The sequence below is a fragment of the Bombella sp. ESL0385 genome (genome assembly GCF_009725755.1).
In the GTDB taxonomy this organism is placed as follows: Bacteria; Pseudomonadota; Alphaproteobacteria; order Acetobacterales; family Acetobacteraceae; genus Bombella; species Bombella pollinis.
Genome location: NZ_WNIJ01000001.1, coordinates 958,950 through 983,160 on the forward strand (window position 1 = coordinate 958,950; position 24,211 = coordinate 983,160).

Sequence of the window (24,211 nt, forward strand, 5' to 3'; positions counted from 1 at the left end):
GAACTATCCCTTTGCAGCCTTTTTGACCGTCTTATCTTCCTCGGCCTTAGATGTTTCCTCTACAGCAGATGTTCCATCTGGCCGCGTCAAATCTTCTTGGAAAGCGCGGCCATTTACATTGCGCTGTGCATCTGCTGCCTGTTTTTTTGCAGCAATGGCGGCATCATCAAGCGGATTTAGGTTGAATCCGGGGATGCCCGCATAATCGACCTCCTCCCCAGCTTTTGCAAAGCGTCCATTGATGAAGCTATCCTCAATTACGAGATATTTAGCCATGTTAGACCTCACGCCACATAATTTTTCGGATAAGCCAAATAAGCGGGCACATCCAAGTTAATGCCAGCCGTAACAGAGCCAGACGTCAGGGCCTGAGCAGGATTATATGTTAGGCGCATATAGCGATATGGCTTGTTAGAGAAAGCTGGCTTAGCGCGCACAGCAAAGGGTTGCGCCGCACTAATGCTGGAGAGGTCGATAGTTGGCAACTCTTCCAATGTCGTCCAGTTTTGGTTATCAGCCGACACTTGGATTTTGACCCCCAGATGACCTGTTGTAGGGGCGGGTAGAGAAGGGAACTCTACCCAGACCTTGAACCCCTCTGTTGGTCCAAAATCCCGCGCCTGTGAGAAGTCAATGACGTTAGTAGAAGGCGTATCCTGCCCAGCAGGTGCCTGTGTGAGGTCTTGAGCGGTGGAGAAATTAAGCAGTTTATCAGTAATCATGTAACGTATCCTTTATTGCACAGCATCTTCAGTGTTCATGAGCGCATCCACCACGCGGATAGGGATGCCACGGAAACGCAGCACTGGCTTGCCATCAAACTCATCTTGCGTGAGCAGAACGTTGGTTTTGTTCATCGCCTGAATAGATAGAGCAGATGCAATAGTGCGGTTTACGTAAAAGACGGGACGACCAAAGGATAGCGGGGCACCGCCTGTAGCGCGTGTGGCAGACTGCACATTGGAGGCGGAGCTTGGCATAGTTGGCGGCTTAAAGCAGGCCGCGGCCATTAAGGCGATTAAGTTTGCTGCATTGCTGCCAGTAAGCGCATTGACATCAATGTTCGCGATGCGGACAAAATACCGCCAATCACGAATGGTCAAACCGCAGTCCCACTTATAATGCATCTGATATGCTTGATAAGGATTGCCATTTTCATCATGAACAGGGGCATCCGTGGTTACGTCCTTTTGTTGAAGCCCTGCTGTTGAGCCTTTGGGGAAGATGCCAAATCCAGCCGTTGGCCCCCAGCAGCACAGCCAAATAGAGGTGTTTGTGCTGCCACGCCCGCCGGCATCCATGACATTAGCGGCGGAAGCGGCGTTTTCGGTATTAAGTGTGTTATAGCGCGGGGCTAGGCCGGTAAAAGCAGCAACATCTTGTTGCTCATTGCCATAAAAGAGGGTGCGGGCCATCTGCTGGTTCATACCTTCAAGGAAGGCCAGGTCCTCAGACAGGCGGAAGGCAGCAACATCCCCTTCCAGATTGGCGAGGTCTTTATCAATAAGGGAATAGGTCTCTAACATCCCACAGCTATCGGTAATCTGCGCTGTGGTAGATTTACCGCGCGGAACACCGTAATTAAGCATGCGCCACGTAGCAGCGGGCAGCCCCGTGCGAACAGTCGTTTTGTTGCCTGTCGGGAGGTTGCCTTCCTTCCAAATCATATCATCAAGGATTTCATTGGTCTGGGAGAGAAGGTTAATGGTATCGGCAATACCGCCATTCGGGTCGCGCCGTGCGGCCCAATCGGCTAGAGTGAGGAAGGTGCTGCTATTAAGCGACATGGTTTATCCTTGTTAGTTAGAGCCATAACGGCGACGTGCAATCGCCTCGTAGCTGTTGTCTTTTAATTCGCTGGCTGGTTTGCCTCGGTCGGGCGTCTGGGCGGTACCAAGGGCTTTCCCGATGGCATTGAAGGCGCGGATAACATCAGGGTGATTACCCGCCCCGGTCTCGACCAAAGCTTTGCGGAGGGCGTCTTTCTCGCCCCCGAACTGGCTGAATACATGGGATACGTTTTGCATGACCTCTGGCTTTAGGCTCTCACCATCGGCAAGGTCTTTGTCCTTCAAGGACGCATCGCGCCACGCTTGTTGCTGGGCCGCATGTTGCTCTGCTAGGCCCGTCAGGCGGTTTTGGAAGAACTCCAACCCATGCTTCGTGATGGCATCGAACTGCTCTTGAGACAGCCCATGCTCACGGGCCAGAGCCTCGTAGGAAGATAAGGCCTCCTTATCGATTTCCATGCCATCGGGTGGGGTGAACTCGTATTTTTCGGGGGCTTTTGGCTTTTCTTGCCCTTCCGTCTTTTGAGCGTTATCGCCCTCTGTAGGATTTTCGCTTTGTTTAGCGTTGCTCCCATCGGGCGCATTGGCATTGGGCTGGTTTTCACCCGGGGATTGATTGCTAGTCAGCGTGGAATTGTCTGCCACTTCTTTTGCAGATTGGCTTCCTCCCGCATCAACCGCAGGGGCGTTAAGTGTCGGTTCTTCCGATGGCATACGCGCACTCCATCATTCATGATGAAGGCGAGCGTGGCAGCCGTTTGTAATTCTGGTGTGTGTTTATTGAGGTGGAGCTTCAAAAAAGGCTTTAAGGCGGAAGAAGGGAAGCATATAATACCAGCACACGATAGCCGTGTGATCCTTAGTCGGGCACGGCTATCTAGGGTGGGCACTGCGTCAACAGGCCCGCCCACCATGCGATGGACGATTGGAAGAGATTTCTTCTTTATCGTGAAAAGGTCAAGCCTCCCATCACTTCTTTGCTCTCACTCCTTCAGGTTTTTCTGCGTATAACGTATCAAGAAAATCGTATTTTGTTTTGCTTGGAGAATTTCGAAAACAATCTCTCATCCTATTGAGGAATGAAAAATCAATTTCTTCAATATTTTTTAAATTCATATTAAAAAATGCATTGAAAGGTAACGGATTAATATACCTAGATCCATATGCACTATCCTCGGCAAGATTAGCTTCTACAGATATTTTTTTCCGTTTTGGCTTATTAGTTTTTAATAACTGCATGGCCATATTTTCTGCATAAATCCAAACAGATCTAGTATGAATTGTTGCTTTTTTTGATGTATCAGTTCCAATACCATTTATATTTTCTATTATACTATTATCTGTCTTAAGAAAAATCGCACATTCTATGTCATCCATGATTTTTTGCAAAGAAACAACCAGAGATATTTGTAATAAAGCCGTTGTTATATTTCTTGTCTTATAATCATAATATCCATTTCTTTTTTTACAGTATATATTATCAATATGATAAAGAAGCTGACTATAATGACCCCACTCCCATGAATCAACAAAACATTTTAAATTAAATTCTTTTTCTAAAAATCCAACTAAAGCTTTAACTTTTTCATCATCATTATGAGAATGAGATATGAATATATCAAATTCATTATTTTTTATTGGAAACATATGATTGTTTATTTCGTTCATATCTAAGTTTCTACCCTTTTTAGGGAGATAAGATTTTACTTTTTCCAATATACTATCTTTATATTTTGATTTTGATCTTGATTGCTTTTCACCATATTGAATATAACATGCATGGTTCGTTAAAGAATCAATTTTTTTCTGATCTATGACGTACTGAGCATACATAAGGAGCCTCCATGATTGATTATCACTCACAAGAAATAGTATCATATCTTAATCTAATTCAGAATATAATTACTCGTTTTTCAAATCACAATGTAACTGTGAGAAACTGGACTATTGTATCCCTAATAGGTTTATTATCATTTGAAGCCTCATATAAAATTGATATACTTTGTGACATTGCAATAAATATAGTTTTAATTGGACTATTTTTATGCATGAGTTTATTTTATCATAACTTGATAAGAAAATATATATATTTGTACAATAAAGTACTAAAAGATAAAAAAGTACATAATTATATATTTCAAATATCCTTTAAAAATATGAGCATTTCAGAAGAGGAGAATTTTCCATCCTTTTTCAAATCTTTTCGAACGTCAAAATTCAATATATTTTTTTCAATTATAATAATGTTATCTGCTATATTTATACCATTCTTAATACCTAATGGAGAACATTCAATTTTTCTCCTTGATATAACTAAGGATACCACAAATCATCTAGTAATTGACTTGATCAAAAAATAGAACGTTATGGTAATTTATTCAATCAATTTTCAGTTAGAGCTTTTACCAAGCCATCGCCCAAATATCTTCAAACCACTCTTGGTCACCCAATATGATATTAAGACTAGTCGTCCTATTTAAAAATATTATACCGATTTTTATAATAGGGTTGTTAGGGGGCTAAACCCCCTGACCAAGGCCCGATTTTCATTTGGTACAGAAAAGGGGCACCCGCTAAGGTGCCTCAATCCCCGCCCCCAAACCCCACCTTTTCAAAGATGAAGATTGAACTTTTTCCAATTTTCTACCGCTATCTTACGATCTGGTCCATATCGCCCTGCCAGAATATCATCCCTTCTGACAATAATCGGGTTTCCATCCCGGCCTTGTAGATACTGCCACTCGCCGGGTGCGGTTTTGCTGGGTATCATGAGGCTATAGCCGTTGCCATTGGCGTTATCATTCGCAACCCATTTGCCTGTAGAGCGCGCATTATCAAGCACTTGTTCGTTGGAGAGCTTCTCGCTAACGCCAGGTAGGGCGGCGACTGAAATATCATCAGGCTTTAGCTGCGACATAAACATCGCTAGAGCATCCTGCGTTGTGTCCATCTCACCCTTTGGCGTCCTTAGATAGCCTGATGTATCGTATTTTAAGTCCACAATATCCTTGCGCGCTTTGGTTATGGCGTCGCTAATGCTCAGACCTTTGCCCATATAGCCCATAGCTTGCATCTTCATCGTGTCGTAAATGTTGCGATAAGCGGTTTCTCCACCTTTTTGCAGCATCATAGTTTGGCGTAAATCAGCCAGACTATTGCCCACAGGGTCATTGCTGGCTGTGGCGTTGAGCTGGCTAGCCTCCGGGCCAGCTAGACGTTTCAGATCATCCGGGCTTGTCTGAAGATTACGCTGTAAAATATCCCGCGCTACACCCTGCTGTGGCGTATCCATATTAGCGATAACGGCATATGGTGCGGGAAGGCCACTTTGCACAAGCTCATTCAACACGCCATCCCATGCTTTGCCATAATGCTGCTTCATGCCGTCCATGATGGGAGCGATTTTCTGCTTCGTTGTATCAACCCCAGCAAGGCCAGAAATGATGTTATGGGCTTGGTCGCTGGTTAGATAACGCGGATTAGATACACCAATCATCTGCTGCACGGACCGCAGTTTCCCAGCATAGGCCGCAAAGGCTTCCGGCGTCTGGTTCTGCTGATAGTTCTGCCATGCTTGTTGTACAGCGGGATGCCCAGCAGCATAGCCCGCCGGGTCATCATTAAGGGCTTTCATGCGCCGGGCCATAGCTTGTTGTAGATGGGCATTTATTTGGGCGCGAGTAGCAAAGTCATCCACATTCGCATCACCAAGAGCGGCTTGAGACGCTTGCATGTAGGCCCCGACCTGCGCTGGTGTGGCCCATTTTAGGGCATTGAGGGCCAGCCCGGCCTGTCGCCTCTCATTGAGGCCGGAGACGATGCGGTCAGCCTCATCAGGCTGGTAGAGCGACCTAATTTGCTGTTCGGGTACTTGATTTTGCGTATTGCCATTCATGTAGGCAGATGAAAGGTCATTGATTTGCCCATGCAGTGAGGCTCTTGCATCCCGTGTTTGTGCCTCCCACAACGCATTATTATGCATAGCGCGGGACATGGCATGGTCCTCAATCTCCTGCCCATAACCACGCTCCTGAGATACCTGGTGGATTTCTGCCAACTTAGCAGAAAGGTCCGGTGGTGTGGCTGAGGGAGCGGGGGCATTGCGCGACAGAGATGATGCAACGCGCGAGACATAACGCTGGGTTTCAGCGTAAGGAATGGCCTGAACAAATTGTTCATCACTGATGGCCCCGGTGCGCGGGTCGCCATATTGCTTCAGCCATTTATCAACCGTTCCCGGCCCCGCATTATAGGCGGCACATGCCAACGTTTGGTTGTTGCCATACTTATCGCAGAGCTGGTGGAAGTAGGCCTGCCCCAGCGCGCGGTTATAATTCTCATCATGCAGGAAGCGGTTCTCATCCCACGGGATGCCAACGCGCTTGGCTGTTTCCTCTGCCGTGGCTGGGAGCATCTGGGCTATGCCGATGGCTCCCTTGCCAGAGGTTATGGTGTTGCCATCTTTATCTTTCTGCCGTCCACCGCTTTCTGCAAGAAGCATATTTTGCATCGTAGCGGCTGGGTCAGCATCGGCTGGGACGGCTTGCGGACCGCCATGGTCATTCCAGACCTCATTGGCGAGGTTGTCCCCGACCTGCCTATTATATTCAGGCCTGATGGAAGCCATCGTCTGGGCAAAGACGGGAGCCGAGATGTTCTTCTCGTTAGAGAGCAGCATGTTACGGGCACTAATGGCATCACCCTTCTGCGCTGCTGCAATAATGGCCGTGTGAAAGTAGCTATCGTTCCAGTTTTGGATATTGGCCAGCGTGACAGGATGGTCAGCCCCATATCCTAGCGTGGCATTGCGGGCAATAATGCTCTGCTTACCCTGTGCATAGGCATTAGCAAATGCTGCCGGATTGTCGCTGTTAGCAGCCCCGCTGCTGGCAAGGGAGGAGAGCGTGGCGTCTTGTACATTGTCCTGATAACGCTGTCGTTGCCCTGCTGCATGGGCAGCCATGCTCCCTAGCGCACCATTCATGAAAGGTTCGCTTTCCTGAGCAAAGATGCGCTGTTGGGCGGGTGTCAGGCCATTCATGAGGCCTTGTTGATATTGCCGGAAGCCATCAGCCGTTGGCTGCCATGCATCAAGGGCTGATTTATCTTGCAGTCCTAAAAACCCCGGCTTTGTCGGGTCTTGTGGGTCACCATATTGTACGATGCGGCCATGGTCGCGAAGGTCATTCATGGCATTTTGCACAGCGGTGATGTCATCTTGCCGTTGCAGGCGGAAGGCGGCATCAGCCATATCTCCAAGGCCCTGGCCAAATTGCCCCAGCCCACGGGCAATCACGCCGCCATAGTTGGGGACATTCAGTACCTCAGTGCCACCAGCAGTGACCCTATCGGGGAGTTTATACAGTTCATCTGTGTAGGGGACTTGCGGCATGGATTACGCTTTCCATGGGGAAGGAGTTGAAGATGATGCTCCGGCTATGCTGTGGCCACTACCATTGAAGGGGTCGTTGAATGATGAGTTGCTAGCACTGCTAGCCATGTCATTCCATTTCGGAGAAAAGGCAGAGACACTTTGCGCAATCGAGCCAGTTGCTCCTAATGCACCAGAAGCCCAAGCTGAGGGCGTGCTCGCAGCAGCAATGCGCGCTTGGTTATTATAGGAGATTGCTTGATTGCTATAGGCCGTAGATTGTGTGGAAGCGTTATATTGGTCCGTTCCTACAGATAAGCCCGTATCCCGCGCCGTGGATTGTTGTACGTCTAAAGCGGAACCACTGGATGTATCCACGCCATTTGCGGCTAAGAATGCCCGTTGTGCTGCTAAATGCTGGTCGCCTTGTTGGTAGTCGCGCTGGGCATTCAGATAGCCTTGGTCGATGGAGTTTTGCGACGCCTGTGAGGCAACTTGAGCCTGCTGTTTGCTCTGCTCTTCTTGAGCGCGGTTTGATGCTGCCTGACCCTGAGCAGCAATGAGCGCACTAGATGCAGAAGCCGCAGCAGATACGCCAGCAGCGACAGCCCCTAATACTCCTAGCGCAATACACATTATAGGCCTCCTTGCATCTCAAATCGACAAAACATAGCCCCTGCCAGTCCAATTGGCTGTGGTGTGCCGATGGAAAAGCCAAGCCATGAGAGCCAGCGTATGGCCCCGCTGTAGCTGGCATCGACATGGTTCATGAGTAATGGATAGTTTCTTTGCCATTGCCGTACCCAAAAGCGTGTTTCTTTTAGGAAAGTCTTTTGATGGAGATTTATGGCATCTGTCCCCACCAACCACGGGATGCCGATGCCCAGTTTGGGAGCCACACCAAATAGAGCCACAGGCTGCCCATCATCCAAAAATAGGCCAGCCATACCGCCTTTCTTGGACTCTTCTACGCTCCGGCGCATAGCGGGGATAATATGGCCATGCCCAGCGCGGATGACTTCCAGTGCATCATTGCGGCGGAGCAGGGGAGCAATGAGGTCGGCATCAGATGGTTCTGCGAAGCGGAATGTGAGCATGTCAGTGCTTTCTTAGGGCGTCTGCCATCCAGTCTGTCAGCTGGATGCCGATGCTGCGCTGGCCTTCACGATAGGCCGTTGCCCCGGTATCTCCCGGCACGAATGATGCTCGGTCCCGGCCTGTAGCGAGAATGATGCGCTGGATGAGACGTTTCCCTTCTGGCAGTGCTAGAACGGCCTGAATGTCAGATTGCTCTTGCGTTGCGCGCGCTTTACGGCGGCGTCCGTGGTCCTTGATCTGTTCCTCATCATGTGGGTCGATCGTCATTTCTGTTACCCCTGTGCTCCGGCTGCAAAACTGCCCATGATTGCCTGTAGGGCGTTCGTGCCACCTCCGACATCCGTATCGGAGAGTGTCTTGGCCCCTGTGGCCAATTGTTGGGCTTGCGCGGCCATTTGCTGCTGCTGTTGTTGATAAGCGCGCTGCTGCCTTTGCTGCGCTACAAAATCGGGGTCACGCAGGATAGACGGGTCAACACCTAAAAGGTCCCCGTAACGGTCAATAGCCGCATCTAGGTCGAGATTATCTAAGATGGATGGGTCGGCCCCAGCTAAAGAGCCAGCAAAGCGGACGATTTGCTCGATACCGGTCGTCTCCGTGGCCCGCTGGGCCTGTGCCATGATGGAGCTGTAGGCGATTTTGATATTATGGCCGTTCAGCTCATCAGGTCGGGGCAAGATGAGACCATGACGCTCCATGATTTCTAGCGTTGTCGTAATGATGGGGTCTAACGCCTCATTATGGAACCGCTCTAGCACCGGACCGAGCGTGAGCATCTTTTCTTGCTGACGAACATTAATCTCCGCAGCTGTTACGGGTTGGGTCGTCTCCATACCCTGCGAGACCATCAAGATTAGGTCATTCCGCAACGTCTTTCGTATTTGGTCCTGAAACTCGGCAATGCGCTGTTGCAGCGGGGTTATATTAGGGTTGACTTGATAGACAGGTCGAATACCCGCACCAGCCCCAGCGGCATTGAGCCCCGGAATGAAGTTTAGTCCTCCAGGCAGAAGGTTCACCATGGTTTCCTGCAATGACGCATCAGCCATCGTGGGAGGGCGAGCATATTTATCGATGGCCTCAGCTAGCCTGACCTGTGCGACCTGCAATGATTTAATATCAGGTAAAGCATCTTCACCAGGTCCATGGCCGTAGGCATCATTACTGGCTGTGGACCAGCGGGGCGCAATGAAGGGCTTGCGAGGATAGGCCTCGATAAGGAGGGCCGGATGCGTGTCGTTGCCATACTCATAATAGATGCCGATATAGGGTGCACCCTGCCAGCCAAACGCGCCGGCAATGCGGGAGCTATTGGGCATGATGGCATGGACGATGGGTAGCTCGACCGTAAGCTGTCGACTTTCCCATAGAGATTGAACGGTCGGTGACACGTTCTCCAGCCCAAAACGCTGGACAATCTGAGCTACGTTTTGGACGTATTCACGAAAGAGCGTATCCACTTCGCCACGGTCATTCTGGGCAAGGTAATATTCCCCTGCCGTGAGCGGATAGAAGCGGACGATATCCTCATAATCCTGAAGGATGATGCAGGCCGCCGTACCAAACCCGGCAAGCTCCTCGTAAGTCTGGCTCATGGCGGCATAGAAGTTTCCCGTTGCTAGCACCCGTTGCAAGCGGGACTTGGTGTCGGACAGCCAGCGTTTGATATTATCGTCATCATTTAGCTGGTCATTATTCGTCTCCAATCGGAACCAGTCACGGGCAGGGGACGTGATGCCCGCCATGAGGAAAGCTGCTAGATTGCCAAGTGCGATTGACCCCGTCTTATCTACAATCTGCGGACCCTTAATACGCCCACGGCTAGATTGGTTTGGCACATGGAAATAACGCCCCCGTGTCGGTAGAATATAATGGCTTATCTCACGCCATGTATCCCGCCAGACAAGCCTATCAGAACGCATCATGACGAGCCTGCGGTCCGCCTCATCGCGGAGGGACTGCATACCGGTTTCATCACGCATTAACGGAGGCTGTTTTGTAACGGGGGTCTTGGCCATATTAGCCGCCGAGCAGCGTCTTCGGTGCGCTGTTATTTGTCTGTGTGAGGCCCTGCGAACCGGTTAGCAGGGTTGAATTAAATCCCCCAGCTAACTTAGCAGCATTAGTAGCCTGTTGCGCCTGCTGCTTACCGGCCTGCGTAACCGGGGTTGCAGGGGACGGAGTAGGGAGCGGAGTAGCGAGATGAGGTGTAGATGATGAGCACATAATGCGCCATCATCGGGGGCGTTTGTAATTCTGGTGTGTGTTTTAGACAGCCCATGGGTCATAATCCGGCTGTTTTGGCTTACCCCATACTCCACCCGCATTATTGTTCTTTAGCACTGGATAGGCAAAAGTGAGGGCTAGCGCATCGGCCATGTCGGGGCTGGCTAGACCACGCTTCTTCATATCCTCCTTGCGCTCCAGTACGATTTCATTGCGGGGGTTAAAGAAGTACCATGGGCCGGAAAGGTCAGATTGCAACGCTTGGTCGTCCGGAATTCCCCCCGTTTGGAGCCATGTCCGCATTGTGCCCCACATCTCAGCCCGCTTATTGGCATATCGTTCAGCATTGGTGTCGTAATTGGCTCGGTCTGCCTTGGCTCCAAACTGGACTTCCATCAGCCCCTTAACATGCAGTTGACGGCATCTGTCCACCACGCCAGCCCCAACACCGCCGCCATCAATGAACACGGCATCAGCCCCATATCGCTGGGCTTCATCAGCCACACGGGCGGCAAGCTGCATCGTGTCTACCTTCCGCAGGCAAATAGGGGGTATCATGCGGGCATCACGACCTTTGCGGAAGAAAATCACGCTCTGGTCGTCCCCGTAGCGGGCCACGTCCACGCCTATGACCAGCGCATCGGTGATGATGGCTGAAACATCACGCCGGGCTGCCTCTGCCACCGTGTCCGTGCCGATGAACTGCATAGAGCCTGCCCGTGGAAACTGTCCCTTCACACGCACGCGCATGAAGTCAGAATCCTCCCCATAGGCAGCGGCCCATTGCTCGAACAATGCCTTATTGGTGCCGTCCACCGTGCGGCTGTCCACCTGCCTGCCAGACCAGCGGTCACGCTGTCGGTTGAAGCACTCGAAGAAGCGGCCAGAAGGTTGCGTAGGGTTCCCGAACGCACACCAGACAATCTCCGTGCCCTCATCGGTCAGAGCACCTTCAGCGACCTCCCAAACACGGTCTATGATGCCGCTGGCCTCATCAAAAATCAGCAGGATGCGGCGACCCACGTTGTGCAGTCCGGCGAAGGCCTCCAGGTTCGTCTCGGACCATGTCACGGCATCGGCCCGCCATGTTTTTGAATGACCCGGCATGGTGCTGTGGATGCTCATGCCATGCACTTTGAACCAGTGCGAACAAATGAGCAGCCGGAACCATTTTGAGATTTCCGGGAAGGTCTTTGTTCTCAATTGTGGCTCTGTATTGGCCGTAATGACGGCCTTGGTATCGGGGCAGGTACAGAGTGCCCAAGCGGTTAGCATCGATACGAGAGCCGATTTTCCAATACCATGGCCGGACGCCACGGCCTGTAGGGCGGGCATCAGCACAGCACCTGGCTCATATCCAGCTCTCAGCTTCTCTCCGATGGAACGCAGAATATCGCGCTGCCAGGGGCGTGGACCATCTGAATCAGCTAGGTCAGTCCCAGCCTGTCCCCATGGGAAGGCGAACAACACGAAACCTTCCGGGTCCAGAGCGTAAGATGCCACGGCCTCGGCAAGCTGGGCCTGTATGTCAGCCGTCATCACGCCCCTGCGCCCTTTTGCGTCCTGCGTCAATCAACTCTGCTAGATTGCCCGTGACGTTCATGTCCACGCTGGCCCGCTCTCTATAGCGTTCAGGGCGGTGCGCTTTGAGTAGGGTGATGAGCAGCGTGTCAGAATAGCGGTTCTGTGTAACGGGCTTGCCATCCTTGTCCAGCACCAGCCCTTTCCCGGTCGTGACGAACTCCGGCACGCCATCCCGTGCACGCCGCCATGCCTCTGCTTCCAACGTGTCGATGGCCCGGTCCATCGCCTCATCCCACTCACGGGCGAACTGTTCATCACGCTCACGGCGAGCGTATAATCCAGGGCGTGACAGGTCAGCCGCCTTGGCTGCCATGGAGATGTTCCCACATTTTGCCAGAGTATCCAGAAATACGCGCGTTGACCTGTTCATCCTGTCATTAGTCCGGCTCATGACGCATCTCCCAGAACAGTCTGTCTATCCACCAGATAATACCCACAGTCTCGTTCGCAACGGATTTGACATTGAGACCCGACCGCTAACTCTAAAAACCCCCTCAGTTTCTTGATAGACCGGCGCACTGCTACATTGGAAAACTCAGGTTCATTACGAGGATACTGCCAGACTTCTTCAGCGATTGCAGATACGGACGCCAAACGCCCGTTACGGCTCATAAGAGCCTGCATGACAAGAAAATCATTCTTTGCCAGACGAACCGAACCACGCGGGGCACTTAATTTTTGCGTTTCTTCATCAAGCTGTATTTGTCCGAACGTAATTTTCATTGTACTGCCTGTCCTGTCCTGCTATAAAAACTGCCATTCCTGACAGACAAGACCAGTATTCAGCCGCTCGGTTTCTCCACGACCGGGCGGCTTTTTTCTTTCATCCTCCCATCATCACCCGATAGAGGGCGACGAACCCGGCCATAAACACGCCAAGCCCGGCCAGTTCTGCGCCGGTTGGCTGGATGACGCCAAACAGCAAGAGAACAAGAAACGTCCCCAATCTGCTTACAGCGTCTAAATCACTCATCTCACATCTCCTCCAAATGCTCTTCTCAGAGCCTCTTCGTTACAATCGTGTGTCTGGCAAACCGTACCCCTTGAATATGGGGAACCGCCTGGCTCTTTCTTTCTTCTTTCTTTTATTATTAACACTGTAATGCAATTTTCTTTTTTGATTAGTGCAAACATAACAAGTTTTTCCTCGCCCTGATTTGTAATGCCTGTCTTTTGAGAAGGCGTCCAGTTTTTTGATTGCCCCGCAAAATTTACATTTTTGCTCATCTTCGCCAATTATCTCGATTGGGGTGGAAAATAGTTGCGCCAAATGCTTAATTCTCTGTTCTCGCGGAACTGCGCGACCGCTCTCGTACCTGATAATCATCGCTGGACACACGCCCACTGCGCGCGCCAACGCTGACTTTGTCCAGCCATGCGCCTCTCTGTTCTCCCTGATCCAGCTAGAGATAGAGCCGTTTTCCTCACACAAAATCATATTAATAATTCCTCACAATAACCTCGTTTGGCTCTTCCCCTCTGCTTCCCCCTTTGCAGTTAATGGCTCTTTTGGCGGATACTGTTTTGATGTCAAAGCCGCGATATAGCTCTCTAACAATCTCGGTATTAGAGTTAGAGAGCATGGCTTTTACTCCTTTGTGTGAAAGCTCTTTAAAGAGTGCGGCAAGGTCTTCTTGGTCTTGCAGAGTAAACCCCTGCTTTGTGTAGCTAGAGAAGTTAGCTGTTGGTGTCAGCGGCACATAAGGGGGGTCGAGATACACAAAATCCCCTTTTTGAGCGGTAGAACGCACTTTTTTGTAATCATGACAGCTAATGGATATAGATTTTTCATTAAGATAGCCATGAATAGCGGTTAAGTTTGTCGCATCTAGGATGTTTGGATTTTTATATTTGCCGAATGGGGTATTGAATTTGCCCTTTTTATTCTCTCGATACAGGCCGTTAAAGCATGTTCTATTCAAGAATATGAACCGGCTGGCTTGCTCTACCTTGGAGAGCGTAGTCGGGTCTTGGGCGCGTATGGCGTAAAAATAATCAGGGGTGTTCTGATGTCTGCTGAGAGCCTGCAATAGGCAAGGCAACTCATCTCTGATGATCGTATAAGCGTTGATGAGGTGAGAGTTAATGTCCGAGATGGCCGCCTTTTGGGGCAGTTGGCTAAAAAAGAGTGCGCCACCGCCTAAGAAAGGTTCATAATATGTATCAAATCTTTCAGGCAGTTCCTCTTGCAGGATAGCAACTAATTGACGTTTGCCGCCAGCCCATTTCACAAATGGCTTCATGCGCGCACCTCCCTCTTGCTCTTGAACCGTCCCAACGTGTCGTCCAACTGATGCTGTAGCTGGTCGCTCTGCTCGCTGGTGAGCTGGAGCGGCTCTGCGGCGTCATCCTCTGGCGGCGGGGCGTATCCCAGCGTGAAGCGTTTCCCTGCGTCGTGGGTCACGATCAACTTGACCTGCGCCGTCTTCTCCCGCCACGTCTGGGCGGCTTCTTCCGCCATCTCCAGAAGATCAGCGGGAGAGGGCATGAACTTGCAGCGTTTCAGGCAGGCCCTAGCGAACTCATCCCGGAACACCCGGCGGGGGACGTCAGCCAGGATCAGGCAGCACGACCGCACCCTGATCGTGAGCGTGTCACCGTCCAGAGGATTCCTGACGCAGGCGTTCAGCGTGTCGAGAAGGTTCTCGATGAAGGCGTGGAGGGCCGGGGCCTCCAGCGGGGCCAGATAGCGGTGCTCCATCGCCTCGGCGGCCTGCCGGGCCTCAGCCACAACGGCACGGGGCAGGTAGGGGGCGCATGACGGGTCTGGATGCTGGGATTGCTGCTTGATCGCAGCCAGAAGGGCCTCGCTGAACTCGATCTGATGCGCCGTTGAAACGGCGGTATTCTGCTGGGTTGCAGTGATTTCACTGTGCATTGCGGAGGGCCTCCTGTCGGGCACGGATGCGGTCGATCGAGCCCCGCCGGTTCTGCTCTGCCGGGCTCATGGGCCGGGGGAACGGGGTGACGTTGTGGGGCAGTTGTCCGCTGCGATCCGGCTTGACCGGGAACAAACCCTGCCATCCCATCATCGTGGACTGGTCCAGAACCGCCTCGGGGTCGTGGCCCTGAGCTCGCAGACCGGCCAGTTTCTTCACGGCCAGCTCCAGCGCTCGGGGAGTGGCAGGGCATTTCTTGCCCCGGCGCATCTCCAGCCAGCCATCCCACGCCTTGAGCGGCATCCAGTCGGGGAGGTCGACCTTGGGCATGGCCGCCTTCGGCTTCGAGGCAGTCGATTTTTTCGAGCGAGATTTTTCGCTAGGGGGGCTAGGGGGGATAGAGTGATGGTTCTTGGTGGTTATTGGTGGTTCTGGTACTGCGGAACCTACTTCCGTTTTTGTGGAAAGAGCTTCCGTTATAATGGAAGGAGTTTCCGTTTTGATATTTTCGGAACGTGTTTCCTTTTTTCTGGAACCTACTTCCGTTTTTGTGGAAAGAGCTTCCGTTTTTTCAAAATTATCATCAAGAGAAAGGCGCACGTCATTGACGCGCATCCATTGTTCTTTTGTGATAATCTTGGCGGCCATCATAGCCTTTTTGGCTGTGCGGATTGACCTGTCACTGAGGCCGGTTATCTCTTCAAGATAGGCCATAGAGGGGAATGCTATCCCTTCGTTATCGGCACAATCGGCCAGAACCAGCAAAACCAACTTTTGGGTGGGGCTGACACGTTGTTTTTTCGCCCAGTTCAATGCTGTAATACTCATGAGCGGCCTCCTTCAATCTCTGTTATTGTGACCACGGTTTTTTGCTCGGCTCGGCGGCGGCACTTAACCGGCCTGACGATAACGTCCGCGTATTCAGGTGCATCATCAACAATCAGTCCGAGGCCGTATTTGTTGCGGATGCGCTGCTTCGCGCCGGGCGTTCGGACCTGTAGAGGGACGGGGGTTGTTAGGCAGTCCAGGAGTGCCTTAACCCCGCCATTCAGATTATCCTTATCAGGTGTTCCCACGCTCCAACGCTCAATTTCGACCCGTGCGAACTGGAAGGGGGAGGGAGGGATTTTATCCCTCACCTCGAACCAGACCACGTTGCGCAGCCTTTCTTTCTCACGAGACGCCCCGAACTTGTCCTTATACAGCGTCGTATTCAGGGACGGTGTAGGCCGTGGCAGCGTGAAGGTAATGACGCGGGCCATCAGAACGGAATCTCGTCATCGAGCGGCTGGCTGCTGCCGCCATACCCGTACCCGGCAGCATCGCTCATGGAGTTGCCGCTCTGGTAACGCTGGGTGCTGTTCTGGTTGGTGGCCTGTGCGGGCTGATTGTCGTTCCGGCCCTGCCCATCTCCGAGCATCACGAGATTGCCACGAAATTGAGCGATCACTACCTCGGTCGTGTACTTCTCCACGCCCTGCTTGTCCGTCCATTTGCGGGTGCGGAGTTCGCCCTCAATGTAGACCTTGCTGCCCTTGTGCAGGTAGCGTTCGGCAACATCACCGACACGCTCATTGAAGATAGACACACGGTGCCATTCTGTACGGTCCCGCCGCTCATCCGTGTTGCGGTCGTTCCATGTGTCACTCGTGGCGATGGCCAGATTAACGACCTTGCTACCGGACTGTGTGTTGCGGACTTCCGGGTCACGCCCGAGATTCCCCACCAGGATGACCTTGTTTACGCTGCCTGCCATTATGCGTCCCTCCGGCGTTCCAGCTCATCGTAGGCAACACGGCCCATCAGCTTCATGAGCGGTGTCGGGATCACACCAGCGTTGATGGCGGCAAGGTCAGAGTCCGGCAGCTGGCAGAGGAATGTTCTGGCCCGTGGCTCTACCAGAGCAGGGCAGCCATGCTTCCGTAGTTCGTCATCGGTAGGGCTGGGGAAACTGCCACAGTCACGCCGTTTTTCGTCTCCGGCAGGCCCGTCATGCATGGCACAGCCTGATTGATAGCAGGCGTGCCCTGCTACGCTCCCTGTGCACCCGGCGGAGTACGAGTCCGCCGGGTGCTGTTTATCAGAAGAAGGAAATGAAGATGTATGATGTGACCATCCTTCGTTGGGCTGAGCGTGCCGCAACGCCTGATGAGATACTTGTGATTTTTGAGAGTAGGGCGCAGCAGGTTGTGTCCGTCCAGTGGAGAGCTGTGCTGCATGAAGATTACCGGAACCGTCAATTTTCGTTTCCATGGCAGCTTTCTGGAGAAACGGAATTTCTTCTTCAAAATGTCCCCGATATTCTTCCTGGTAAGCGGGAACAGTGGTTGAAGGAGAGACTGGCCCAGTTGCTTCCTCGATAATTTCACCAGTTAGAGAGCGGAATGTTTTCGGCGTGCATTCCGCCTCACTCGTTTTGAGAAGAGCGACCATGAAGCGATATTGCTTCTTGGTTTCCTCTGGGCAGCCTAGGGCCAAGGCAATTTTTAATAGCTCAAGACGTGTTTTTTCACTGAGGCTCATGATGCGCTCCTCTGAGTGGGGGCTTTTTCGGGCTTGTATTCGTCCATAAAAGCGACAAGTCGCTCTTCTGTTTTGACCAAGATTGAATGACCGCCACGGAGACGCTGGACGATCTGAGGATAAATTTTTGCCTTACGCGCCAGAGTGGTTTCCCCCATTCCGGTGCGTCGGCAAAAACTCTCAATCTTGTTGAGTAGGGCTGTATGTCTCATAAGTTAGATATATGGTAGATTTATCTAACAAAGTCAAGAATAGTAAGATGTTTCTTCCTACCTTTTCATACGTATGGGTGTAAGATGCTTCTTACTATGCAGAATAGATCACCAGTTGCAGACCGCATTGAGGCCATCATGAAGATGGAGGGACTGAACAAAGCCGAAGTCATAAGACGTTCTGGCGTCAGTAAGGCTTATTTAACTGACCTTTTTAGTGGGAAGTCCAGAGAGCCAAGGAAAAGCAACGTGGAGAAAATTGCTAGGGCGTTGGGATGTTCTGCGGCTGAATTGTGGGGTGAAAGCAAACCATCTGCCAGTGACATGGCCCATCCCAAGCAAAGCCAGCTAGACGGCACTTATGGGCTGGTGCAGATACCTGAGTTTGACGTGCAAGCTGCGGCCGGCGCGGGGCTAGAGGTTCCTGACCTGCAAGACGTGTCCAAGATATGGACGCTGCCCAGAAGTGCGCTGGCTGGGGTACGGGCCACATCGCTCAACAATTTGGCCATCGTCACGGTAGCAGGTGAGTCCATGATCCCGGATTATCTTCCGGGTGAGAAAGTCCTTGTGGATGTGGGGGACCGGACCGTTTCGCATGATGGGGCCTACATCATCCACAATCGCTACGGTCTGGTGGTGAAGATGGTCCAGATCATCCCAGGTTCATCCCCTGAGCAGGACGTCCTCCGCATCATCAGCAAGAACCCTGATTATTCCCCGTATGACCAGCCCGTGGCGGACGTGATGATACAGGGCCGTGTCGTGGGGAAGTGGGTCTGGAAGTAACCCGTTTGAAGGTTATTGTTTTTTGGAGGGGGGGAGGAGGATGATATGACTGAAAATGATAAAAAAAAGAAAAGGAAACGGAAGGCTGTAAGTCAGGCTGTCCTGATACAGCTTTCTAGCCAGTCAGGGAATGAGTGTGCTTTTGAGGGATGCACGGAAAAACTCGCTCCTCTTGATGCACCTGGTACAAAAGGGGAAGCGGCCCACATCTGCGCCGCATCACCTGGAGGTCCACGTTATGACCCAGAAATGAGCGACGAAAAGAGAAACTCCTGTTCCAATCTCATGTATCTCTGCCCCAACCATCATACAGAAATCGACAAGACAAATCCTGATAAATATTCCGCTGATGATCTGTTTAGCATGAAGCGCAAGCATGAGCAGAGAGTTCTTGCAACCCGCTTTAATGATGTCAAATTTGAAGAACTGGAAGAGGTATCTTCACATATCATATCTAATTACCGCAATTATTCTGCCGCATCTGAGTTCGGAAAAATTCCGATGGATGAAAAAATAGACAGGAATAATTTGACTGAGGATGACCGTTACGTGATAGAGAGGGGACTTGAGATAAGCTCCATGATCGAGAAATTTTTAAAACAGAAGGTCGAAAAAGAAGACCCTGACTTTATTAATAGGCTGCTTGCAGGATTTCAGAACGAATATAGCGGATTGTATAGAAAGGGGAAAAGGGGGCAAGACTTATTCAAAGGGATGTGCGATTATACAGAGTCGTGTCACGGTAGTCCTGGTCTCCGCCAGGCGGGGGTAGCTGTCTTGGTATATTTCTTCGAAACGTGCGATCTTTTTGAAAGATGATACTTCCGACAAAATATATCCCTGTTCCGCGTTGCCTTCTAGGCGTGTGCGCTGCGATTCTTGAATGTCTGGATCGTTCGAAGACCGTTTCGGAGCTCTGGGAGGACACGTCACAATCCTATGAAGATCTCATATTCGAACGTTTTATTTTGGCGGCAGACCTTCTGTTCATCATGGGAACGGTCGACATGCGGAATGGACGTATTGAGAGAATGTTGAAATGATAGAAGCTATTTATGCTGATCATGACGGCTTTCATAAGGTGATTTTTACGGTCGGCGAGAATATCATTCTCGCCGACCGTACAGCAGCCTCCAGCAAGAAAGATACTCGCAATGCTGTCGGCAAGAGCCTTCTGCTTGAAATCATAGACTTCTGTCTCGGCAGTCAGCTCAGTGGAAAGAAAGGTCTGAAAAGCCCTGCGCTCAAAGACTGGTCCTTCACGATGAAGATAACACTGGTCGACGAGACAATATCCGTCACGCGACGTCTTGATGATAGTAAATCGGTGACGATTGAATATTTGTCTCAGAACAACCGGCAGAAAACCCTCTCCCTGCAGGAGTGGCAGCAAATTCTTGGGGAAAAATTATTTTCCCTCCCCACCTCTTTGAAGGAAGAAAAGTACGCTCCTACCGCACGTTCCCTTCTGAAACATTTTATTCGCACGGGAAAGGAATCCTATATTGACGCCTTTCGTCCTGTTCCGAAACAGAAGAGCTATGCTGCGCAGATCGACAACGCTTTTCTTCTTGGTCTGGATTGGCGCAACCCGCAATCTCTCCAGTTTCTGAAAGATAAAGATGCATCTCTTTCTGCGCTGAAAAAAGCTATAAAAGACGGTGTCATTGGTGCTGATACAACGTCGGTTGCAAAGCTTGAGACAGAACTCATTCTTCTTTCAAGAGAGTGTGAGGAAACAAAAAATAACTTGGATCGTTTTGAAGTTCTTCCGCAGTACCGCGACATAGAGGAGAAAGCAAATTCCCTTACGGTGAAGATAAGTCGCATGAATGAGGACAATTTCATAGATGGTGAATCTCTCAAGAATTATGAAAAATCAATAAAAGAACCTGAAGATGTTGATAATGAAAAATTAGCGCGTCTTTTTAAGGAAGCTGGATCCATTCTGCCCAGAAATGTCGTGAAAACACTTGATCAGGCAAAGGATTTCCATATCAGTCTTATCCGGGATAGAAGAGATTTTCTTGCCAACACGATAACATCCCTCAGAGAAAGCATATCCAGCAGAAAAAAAGCCTTGGAAGAAGCCGTTGAAGAACGTGCTGCTCTGCTTTCTTTATTGAAGAATAAACGTGCCTTGGATGAGTTTACCGTCTTCCAGGAGAAGTATACGGAGAAATTGACCAGAAAGAATATTCTGGAGGAGGAGATTAGTCGGAAGAAAGAACTGGGTAGAGCAAAGCAAAAACTCAAGGATGAACGTGATGATATTGAAAAAAGAACATGTGCTGACCGTGACGAGAAATCTTCTCTTGTTGATGAAGCCATCTGTCTTTTTGATGACTTCTTAAGGGCGTTGTATAAAAAATCAGGTAAGCTGATCATTTCCGCTGGAAGAAACGGCTATGAGCTCAGCACGGATATCGAAGGAGCTTCCAGCGAGGGAAAAGGTAAAATGCAGATATTCTGTTATGACCTTACTCTTATGATTCTTGCCAGAAAACGTGGTCTCGGAATTGATTTTCTTATCCATGATAGCACGATATTCGACGGTGTTGATTCCCGTCAGTGCGCCCGCGCACTTGAATTAGTAGCCTATCTTTCGGAAAAATACGATTTCCAGTACATCTGTACAATGAACACAGACTCTGTCCCTGAACAAGATTTTTCGGCAGATTTTAATTATAAGTCAAAGGTTAGACTAGTACTGAATGATAAAGATATATCTGAGTCTCTTTTCGGTATCCGTTTTTGATTACCTTCTTCACCCTTCTAGGAACTTCCTGATGTCGGTCATTCCCGATCCCGAGAAGGACGTCCGGCTCCTGAAAGATATACCTGTGCTTGTCGAGATTGCAGAAAGTGTCTAATGCGTGGCAATCGCTCGAATCAGCATTTTCCCATTACTGCCTCCGCCGCCCTCAGGGGCGGTTTTTTTGTGGCTGCGGGATGGTAAGGGATTATCTAAAATCTAACTAAAGTAAGATTTTTCTATTTTTTGCTTGCAATTGTTAGAAATATCTAACATATTAGCCTCACACCGCACAAACACGGAGGTGAGAGGTGGAGAATCGAGAAGCTGCATCAGCGGCAATTTTTGATGACGTTGTCATTGTTGGGGCGGGGGTGCCCTGTCTTACGACAGAAGCCCTGCTGGGCCAGCTACAGGAGCGTGCCCAGAACGCTGGCTCGCTTGCTGAGTGTCAGGTGATTTTAAAGGGCATCTCAACAATCCTCGGCGACCTCAGCAGTAGCCCTGCACTGCCCCCATACAATCAGGGGAAGGCCGACGCCGCTGGGGATATCGCCCTCCATGCTGCGATTGTGAGAGGGCTTGAGCCGTGAACTTGATAGAACATCAGATTATCGGCACCAGTCGCGCCAGTGATAACGGCTTGTTAGAGAGAATTGAGAGCAATCCTCGCCGCTCCGCTTATGACATGCTCGCTCTCATTACACGCTGCGCCAATCTTTTAGAGCGTGATGATTACATCATAGAGCGTTTAGAAGGTGACCAATATATCGCGTTTAATGCGCTGGATATTCTTCGTGGTCGTCTTAGTGACTGTATTAGTGATGATGAGACTGGACGGACTGAAGAACGTGCCAAAGAGGATGCTGTTAGAAATTACCACGACCAGTGGCGTTACGACTGATTACTAACTAACCACCAAATAAAGCGAGGATTTTGAGATGATGAAAGATGCAAACGGGACAAGTGCGTCCATTTTTCACAAATGGTTTGGAGTGCCGCCAGGAATTGCTGAACGCGCTCAACACCAACGGCAGGAACGCTTCAGGGCCGCAAATGTAGCACAGATTAAATCGCAGATTGTGGATGATTTGCGCGCCGCCGAAGCTTACGAGCGTAATGGGATGCTGCGCATTGCTGACACTCATCGATTGCACGTCGCAGATGGCGTTGCGGCGTTGGTGAAAGAAGGGGTGTTCTGATGAGTCTCGTTAAAATCATCAACGACAACCATGCCCCGTTGAAACGGGCCATTGATGATTACGTTCCGCTTCTTGCACAGGCCAGACAGGCCAATGAAATTCTCCCGGTAGCCGTACAGCTTCATGAAGTGCTGGGACAGATCGAAGCCATTGCAAAGGCAGCGCGAACCGCCATCAAGGCCGCCATTGTCAGCCAGATGATGGCGGATGGCGAGTTTCAGGTGGATGCAGGCCCATACATGGCCAGCATCCGCAAGGGGGCCACTCGTGCCGTGGTCACGGATGAAGCTGCCCTGAAAGATGCCGCCCCGGAGCTGTTCAAGCCTCAGCCGGACAAGATCGATGCCCGCGCCCTTGGCCAGATGCTGAAATTCCGCCCCGAACTAGCCGGGGCCGAACTGGTCGAGGGAGACCCGACAATCACCATTAAAGGAAAATCGAAATGAGTACAGAGCTTACAACGCATAATAATGCGCCTTCTATCCACGCATCTCCGTTACAACCCCGCAATTTCAGCGAATTAATGCAGTTTGCTGACATGGCGGCTCGGTCTGGAATGGTTCCTAAAGATTATAATGGCAAGCCGCAGGCAGTCGTAATCGCGTGCCAGATGGGAGCGGAGCTCGGGTTAGCTCCGATGCAATCCCTTCAAAATATTGCTGTTATCAACGGGCGCCCGAGCGTGTGGGGCGATACGCTTTTAGCTCTAGTGCGTTCATCTCCCGTTTGTGAGGATGTTGAGGAGAAAATTGAAGGAGAAGGCGAAAAACGGACTGCTATTTGCATCGCAACGCGGCGAGGGAAGAAGCCGGTTGTCGGGCGGTTCAGTGTGCAAGACGCTAGAAGGGCTGGGCTGTGGGATAAACAAGGCCCGTGGAAGCAATACCCTGAGCGTATGCTCCAGATGCGGGCACGTGGTTTTGCTTTGCGTGATGCGTTCCCCGATGTGCTGCGCGGATTGATTACTGCAGAAGAGGCGCAGGATATGGTGATTGATGTTCCAGCCAAAGAACAGCCAGAGGAAAAAGCAAAGCGGTTAGCGGATGAGTTGATAGATAAGATTCAAAGCATAAAAAGTATCGATGAGCTGAACAATCTTATTAATCACGCGGCGTATAAGAATAGAATGGTCACAATCGAAAAACATTTGCCTCGGCATGCGAGTACTGTTGAGGATAATGTTGAGGTTATGAAAGTGCGCCTAGAAGCTGCTGCAAAACGTGACGCTCAGACCGTTGATATGCAGGAGATTCCAGAATGACCTTATTAATATTAATTGCTGCCTGGCTCTACATCTGGGCGGGGCTCTTCGCGCGCTATCGAGAGACAATTTACCGCCGCCGCTGCCCTCGTGGGTTCTGGCCTGTGATGACCACAGTGCTGTTCTGGCCCTTTAAAATCGGGCGTGTGTTTTGGAAGAAGTGGAGGCGGGGATGACTGACACAAAATGGAAACCGTGCCCGTTTTGTGGGGAAGGCGGTTTCCTATGTTGGGGCCCAGATAAGAAATATGAATTTATTTTCTGTGAAAATTGTTATGCCCAGGGGCCATGCGAACTCACTGGGGAAGATGCGGAATATCTCTGGAATAATAGAGCGAGGGAGGCCAACCATGGCGACACCTGAGCAGCGCGTCAATGCTGCCTTTGTGGCAGGTTTTACAGGAATTCCCGCTAGTACGATTATCAAACTGGCCCAGCAGGGGAGGATGCCAGCAACCAAGATAGGACGAAGATGGACATTCAGCCCGTCCAGGATTGAGCAGTGGATCAAGGAAAAAGAG

Annotated in this window: 32 protein-coding genes and 2 pseudogenes; 11 read left to right on the top strand and 23 right to left on the bottom strand. The window is 50.7% G+C overall.

Features of this window, described 5'->3' with window-relative positions:
• Positions 1–3: 3 nt before the first annotated feature.
• The 23 genes and pseudogenes from GM557_RS04405 to GM557_RS04510 all read right to left on the bottom strand — a co-directional run bounded on the left by GM557_RS04405 (position 4) and on the right by GM557_RS04510 (position 17,471).
• The gene (locus tag GM557_RS04405) at positions 4–276 is read right to left on the bottom strand and encodes a hypothetical protein (protein ID WP_155573112.1); all 273 of its coding nucleotides are present in this window, start codon (positions 274–276) and stop codon (positions 4–6) included.
• Positions 277–284: 8 nt separating this feature from the next.
• Positions 285–722, bottom strand: a complete 438-nt coding sequence (locus tag GM557_RS04410) for a Bbp16 family capsid cement protein (RefSeq protein WP_155573113.1) — start codon at positions 720–722, stop codon at positions 285–287.
• A 12-nt stretch (positions 723–734) separates the two neighbouring features.
• Complete coding sequence (locus GM557_RS04415; protein WP_155573114.1) at positions 735–1,787, bottom strand: major capsid protein; 1,053 nt, start codon at positions 1,785–1,787, stop codon at positions 735–737.
• Positions 1,788–1,799: 12 nt separating this feature from the next.
• The gene (locus GM557_RS04420; RefSeq protein WP_155573115.1) at positions 1,800–2,504 is read right to left on the bottom strand and encodes a hypothetical protein; all 705 of its coding nucleotides are present in this window, start codon (positions 2,502–2,504) and stop codon (positions 1,800–1,802) included.
• A 255-nt stretch (positions 2,505–2,759) separates the two neighbouring features.
• Positions 2,760–3,623 (bottom strand): toll/interleukin-1 receptor domain-containing protein, encoded by an 864-nt coding sequence (locus GM557_RS04425; RefSeq protein WP_155573116.1) that lies wholly within the window; start codon positions 3,621–3,623, stop codon positions 2,760–2,762.
• A gap of 778 nt (positions 3,624–4,401) precedes the next feature.
• Positions 4,402–7,182, bottom strand: coding sequence for a transglycosylase SLT domain-containing protein (locus tag GM557_RS04430; RefSeq protein ID WP_155573117.1), 2,781 nt, complete (start codon positions 7,180–7,182; stop codon positions 4,402–4,404).
• Between the two features lie 3 nt (positions 7,183–7,185).
• Entirely contained in the window at positions 7,186–7,797 is a 612-nt protein-coding gene (locus tag GM557_RS04435) for a hypothetical protein (RefSeq protein ID WP_155573118.1), read from the bottom strand.
• Entirely contained in the window at positions 7,797–8,258 is a 462-nt protein-coding gene (locus tag GM557_RS04440; protein WP_155573119.1) for a hypothetical protein, read from the bottom strand. The genes GM557_RS04435 and GM557_RS04440 overlap by 1 nt, the downstream gene beginning before the upstream one ends.
• A 1-nt stretch (position 8,259) precedes the next feature.
• Positions 8,260–8,526, bottom strand: a complete 267-nt coding sequence (locus tag GM557_RS04445) for a hypothetical protein (protein WP_155573120.1) — start codon at positions 8,524–8,526, stop codon at positions 8,260–8,262.
• 5 nt (positions 8,527–8,531) lie between these two features.
• Entirely contained in the window at positions 8,532–10,277 is a 1,746-nt protein-coding gene (locus GM557_RS04450; protein WP_155573121.1) for a portal protein, read from the bottom strand.
• 1 nt (position 10,278) lies between these two features.
• Positions 10,279–10,485: a hypothetical protein gene (locus tag GM557_RS04455; protein ID WP_155573122.1), complete on the bottom strand. Its 207-nt coding sequence runs from the start codon at positions 10,483–10,485 to the stop codon at positions 10,279–10,281.
• Between the two features lie 42 nt (positions 10,486–10,527).
• The gene (locus tag GM557_RS04460; protein ID WP_155573517.1) at positions 10,528–12,024 is read right to left on the bottom strand and encodes a terminase; all 1,497 of its coding nucleotides are present in this window, start codon (positions 12,022–12,024) and stop codon (positions 10,528–10,530) included.
• A complete protein-coding gene (locus GM557_RS04465) occupies positions 12,014–12,382 on the bottom strand; it encodes a hypothetical protein (RefSeq protein ID WP_155573123.1) in 369 nt (122 codons plus the stop codon). Before GM557_RS04465 ends, GM557_RS04460 begins: the two co-directional genes overlap by 11 nt.
• 74 nt (positions 12,383–12,456) lie before the next feature.
• Positions 12,457–12,792, bottom strand: a complete 336-nt coding sequence (locus GM557_RS04470; RefSeq protein ID WP_155573124.1) for a winged helix-turn-helix domain-containing protein — start codon at positions 12,790–12,792, stop codon at positions 12,457–12,459.
• Between the two features lie 100 nt (positions 12,793–12,892).
• Positions 12,893–13,042: a hypothetical protein gene (locus GM557_RS04475; RefSeq protein ID WP_155573125.1), complete on the bottom strand. Its 150-nt coding sequence runs from the start codon at positions 13,040–13,042 to the stop codon at positions 12,893–12,895.
• Positions 13,039–13,296 carry a hypothetical protein gene (locus tag GM557_RS08910; protein ID WP_230880593.1) on the bottom strand — a complete coding sequence of 86 codons (258 nt, stop codon included), beginning with the start codon at positions 13,294–13,296 and terminating at the stop codon, positions 13,039–13,041. Before GM557_RS08910 ends, GM557_RS04475 begins: the two co-directional genes overlap by 4 nt.
• A gap of 25 nt (positions 13,297–13,321) precedes the next feature.
• Positions 13,322–13,507 (bottom strand): annotated as a pseudogene (locus tag GM557_RS09015) (multiprotein-bridging factor 1 family protein); the annotation flags it as partial.
• 1 nt (position 13,508) lies between these two features.
• Positions 13,509–14,312: a DNA adenine methylase gene (locus GM557_RS04485; RefSeq protein ID WP_155573127.1), complete on the bottom strand. Its 804-nt coding sequence runs from the start codon at positions 14,310–14,312 to the stop codon at positions 13,509–13,511.
• Entirely contained in the window at positions 14,309–14,947 is a 639-nt protein-coding gene (locus tag GM557_RS04490; protein ID WP_155573128.1) for a hypothetical protein, read from the bottom strand. Before GM557_RS04490 ends, GM557_RS04485 begins: the two co-directional genes overlap by 4 nt.
• On the bottom strand, positions 14,937–15,776 hold the full coding sequence (locus GM557_RS04495; protein WP_155573129.1) for a helix-turn-helix domain-containing protein: 840 nt from the start codon (positions 15,774–15,776) through the stop codon (positions 14,937–14,939). The genes GM557_RS04490 and GM557_RS04495 overlap by 11 nt, the downstream gene beginning before the upstream one ends.
• Positions 15,773–16,210, bottom strand: coding sequence for a hypothetical protein (locus tag GM557_RS04500; protein WP_230880594.1), 438 nt, complete (start codon positions 16,208–16,210; stop codon positions 15,773–15,775). The genes GM557_RS04495 and GM557_RS04500 overlap by 4 nt, the downstream gene beginning before the upstream one ends.
• Entirely contained in the window at positions 16,210–16,704 is a 495-nt protein-coding gene (gene ssb, locus GM557_RS04505; protein WP_155573130.1) for a single-stranded DNA-binding protein, read from the bottom strand. Before ssb ends, GM557_RS04500 begins: the two co-directional genes overlap by 1 nt.
• Complete coding sequence (locus tag GM557_RS04510) at positions 16,704–17,471, bottom strand: hypothetical protein (protein ID WP_155573131.1); 768 nt, start codon at positions 17,469–17,471, stop codon at positions 16,704–16,706. The genes ssb and GM557_RS04510 overlap by 1 nt, the downstream gene beginning before the upstream one ends.
• Positions 17,472–17,779: 308 nt before the next feature.
• Between GM557_RS04510 and GM557_RS04515 the strand changes: the two genes are divergently transcribed.
• The 11 genes and pseudogenes from GM557_RS04515 to GM557_RS09030 all read left to right on the top strand — a co-directional run.
• Positions 17,780–18,472 (top strand): helix-turn-helix domain-containing protein, encoded by a 693-nt coding sequence (locus tag GM557_RS04515; protein WP_196424591.1) that lies wholly within the window; start codon positions 17,780–17,782, stop codon positions 18,470–18,472.
• Positions 18,473–18,517: 45 nt separating this feature from the next.
• Positions 18,518–19,291, top strand: coding sequence for an ABC-three component system protein (locus GM557_RS04520; RefSeq protein WP_155573133.1), 774 nt, complete (start codon positions 18,518–18,520; stop codon positions 19,289–19,291).
• Positions 19,288–19,515, top strand: a complete 228-nt coding sequence (locus GM557_RS09020) for an ABC-three component system middle component 6 (RefSeq protein ID WP_370513426.1) — start codon at positions 19,288–19,290, stop codon at positions 19,513–19,515. Before GM557_RS04520 ends, GM557_RS09020 begins: the two co-directional genes overlap by 4 nt.
• The gene (locus GM557_RS04525; RefSeq protein WP_155573134.1) at positions 19,512–21,230 is read left to right on the top strand and encodes a DUF2326 domain-containing protein; all 1,719 of its coding nucleotides are present in this window, start codon (positions 19,512–19,514) and stop codon (positions 21,228–21,230) included. Before GM557_RS09020 ends, GM557_RS04525 begins: the two co-directional genes overlap by 4 nt.
• Before the next feature lie 308 nt (positions 21,231–21,538).
• Entirely contained in the window at positions 21,539–21,820 is a 282-nt protein-coding gene (locus GM557_RS04530; protein ID WP_155573135.1) for a hypothetical protein, read from the top strand.
• Complete coding sequence (locus GM557_RS04535; protein ID WP_155573136.1) at positions 21,817–22,131, top strand: hypothetical protein; 315 nt, start codon at positions 21,817–21,819, stop codon at positions 22,129–22,131. Before GM557_RS04530 ends, GM557_RS04535 begins: the two co-directional genes overlap by 4 nt.
• 37 nt (positions 22,132–22,168) lie before the next feature.
• Positions 22,169–22,429, top strand: coding sequence for a hypothetical protein (locus GM557_RS04540; protein WP_155573137.1), 261 nt, complete (start codon positions 22,169–22,171; stop codon positions 22,427–22,429).
• On the top strand, positions 22,429–22,875 hold the full coding sequence (locus GM557_RS04545) for a siphovirus Gp157 family protein (protein WP_155573138.1): 447 nt from the start codon (positions 22,429–22,431) through the stop codon (positions 22,873–22,875). The genes GM557_RS04540 and GM557_RS04545 overlap by 1 nt, the downstream gene beginning before the upstream one ends.
• Complete coding sequence (locus tag GM557_RS04550) at positions 22,872–23,690, top strand: recombinase RecT (RefSeq protein WP_155573139.1); 819 nt, start codon at positions 22,872–22,874, stop codon at positions 23,688–23,690. The genes GM557_RS04545 and GM557_RS04550 overlap by 4 nt, the downstream gene beginning before the upstream one ends.
• A 172-nt stretch (positions 23,691–23,862) precedes the next feature.
• Positions 23,863–24,054 carry a Lar family restriction alleviation protein gene (locus tag GM557_RS09025; RefSeq protein ID WP_155573140.1) on the top strand — a complete coding sequence of 64 codons (192 nt, stop codon included), beginning with the start codon at positions 23,863–23,865 and terminating at the stop codon, positions 24,052–24,054.
• A pseudogene (locus tag GM557_RS09030) lies at positions 24,041–24,196 on the top strand (helix-turn-helix domain-containing protein); the annotation flags it as partial. The gene GM557_RS09025 and the pseudogene GM557_RS09030, both read left to right, overlap by 14 nt.
• Positions 24,197–24,211 lie beyond the last annotated feature (15 nt).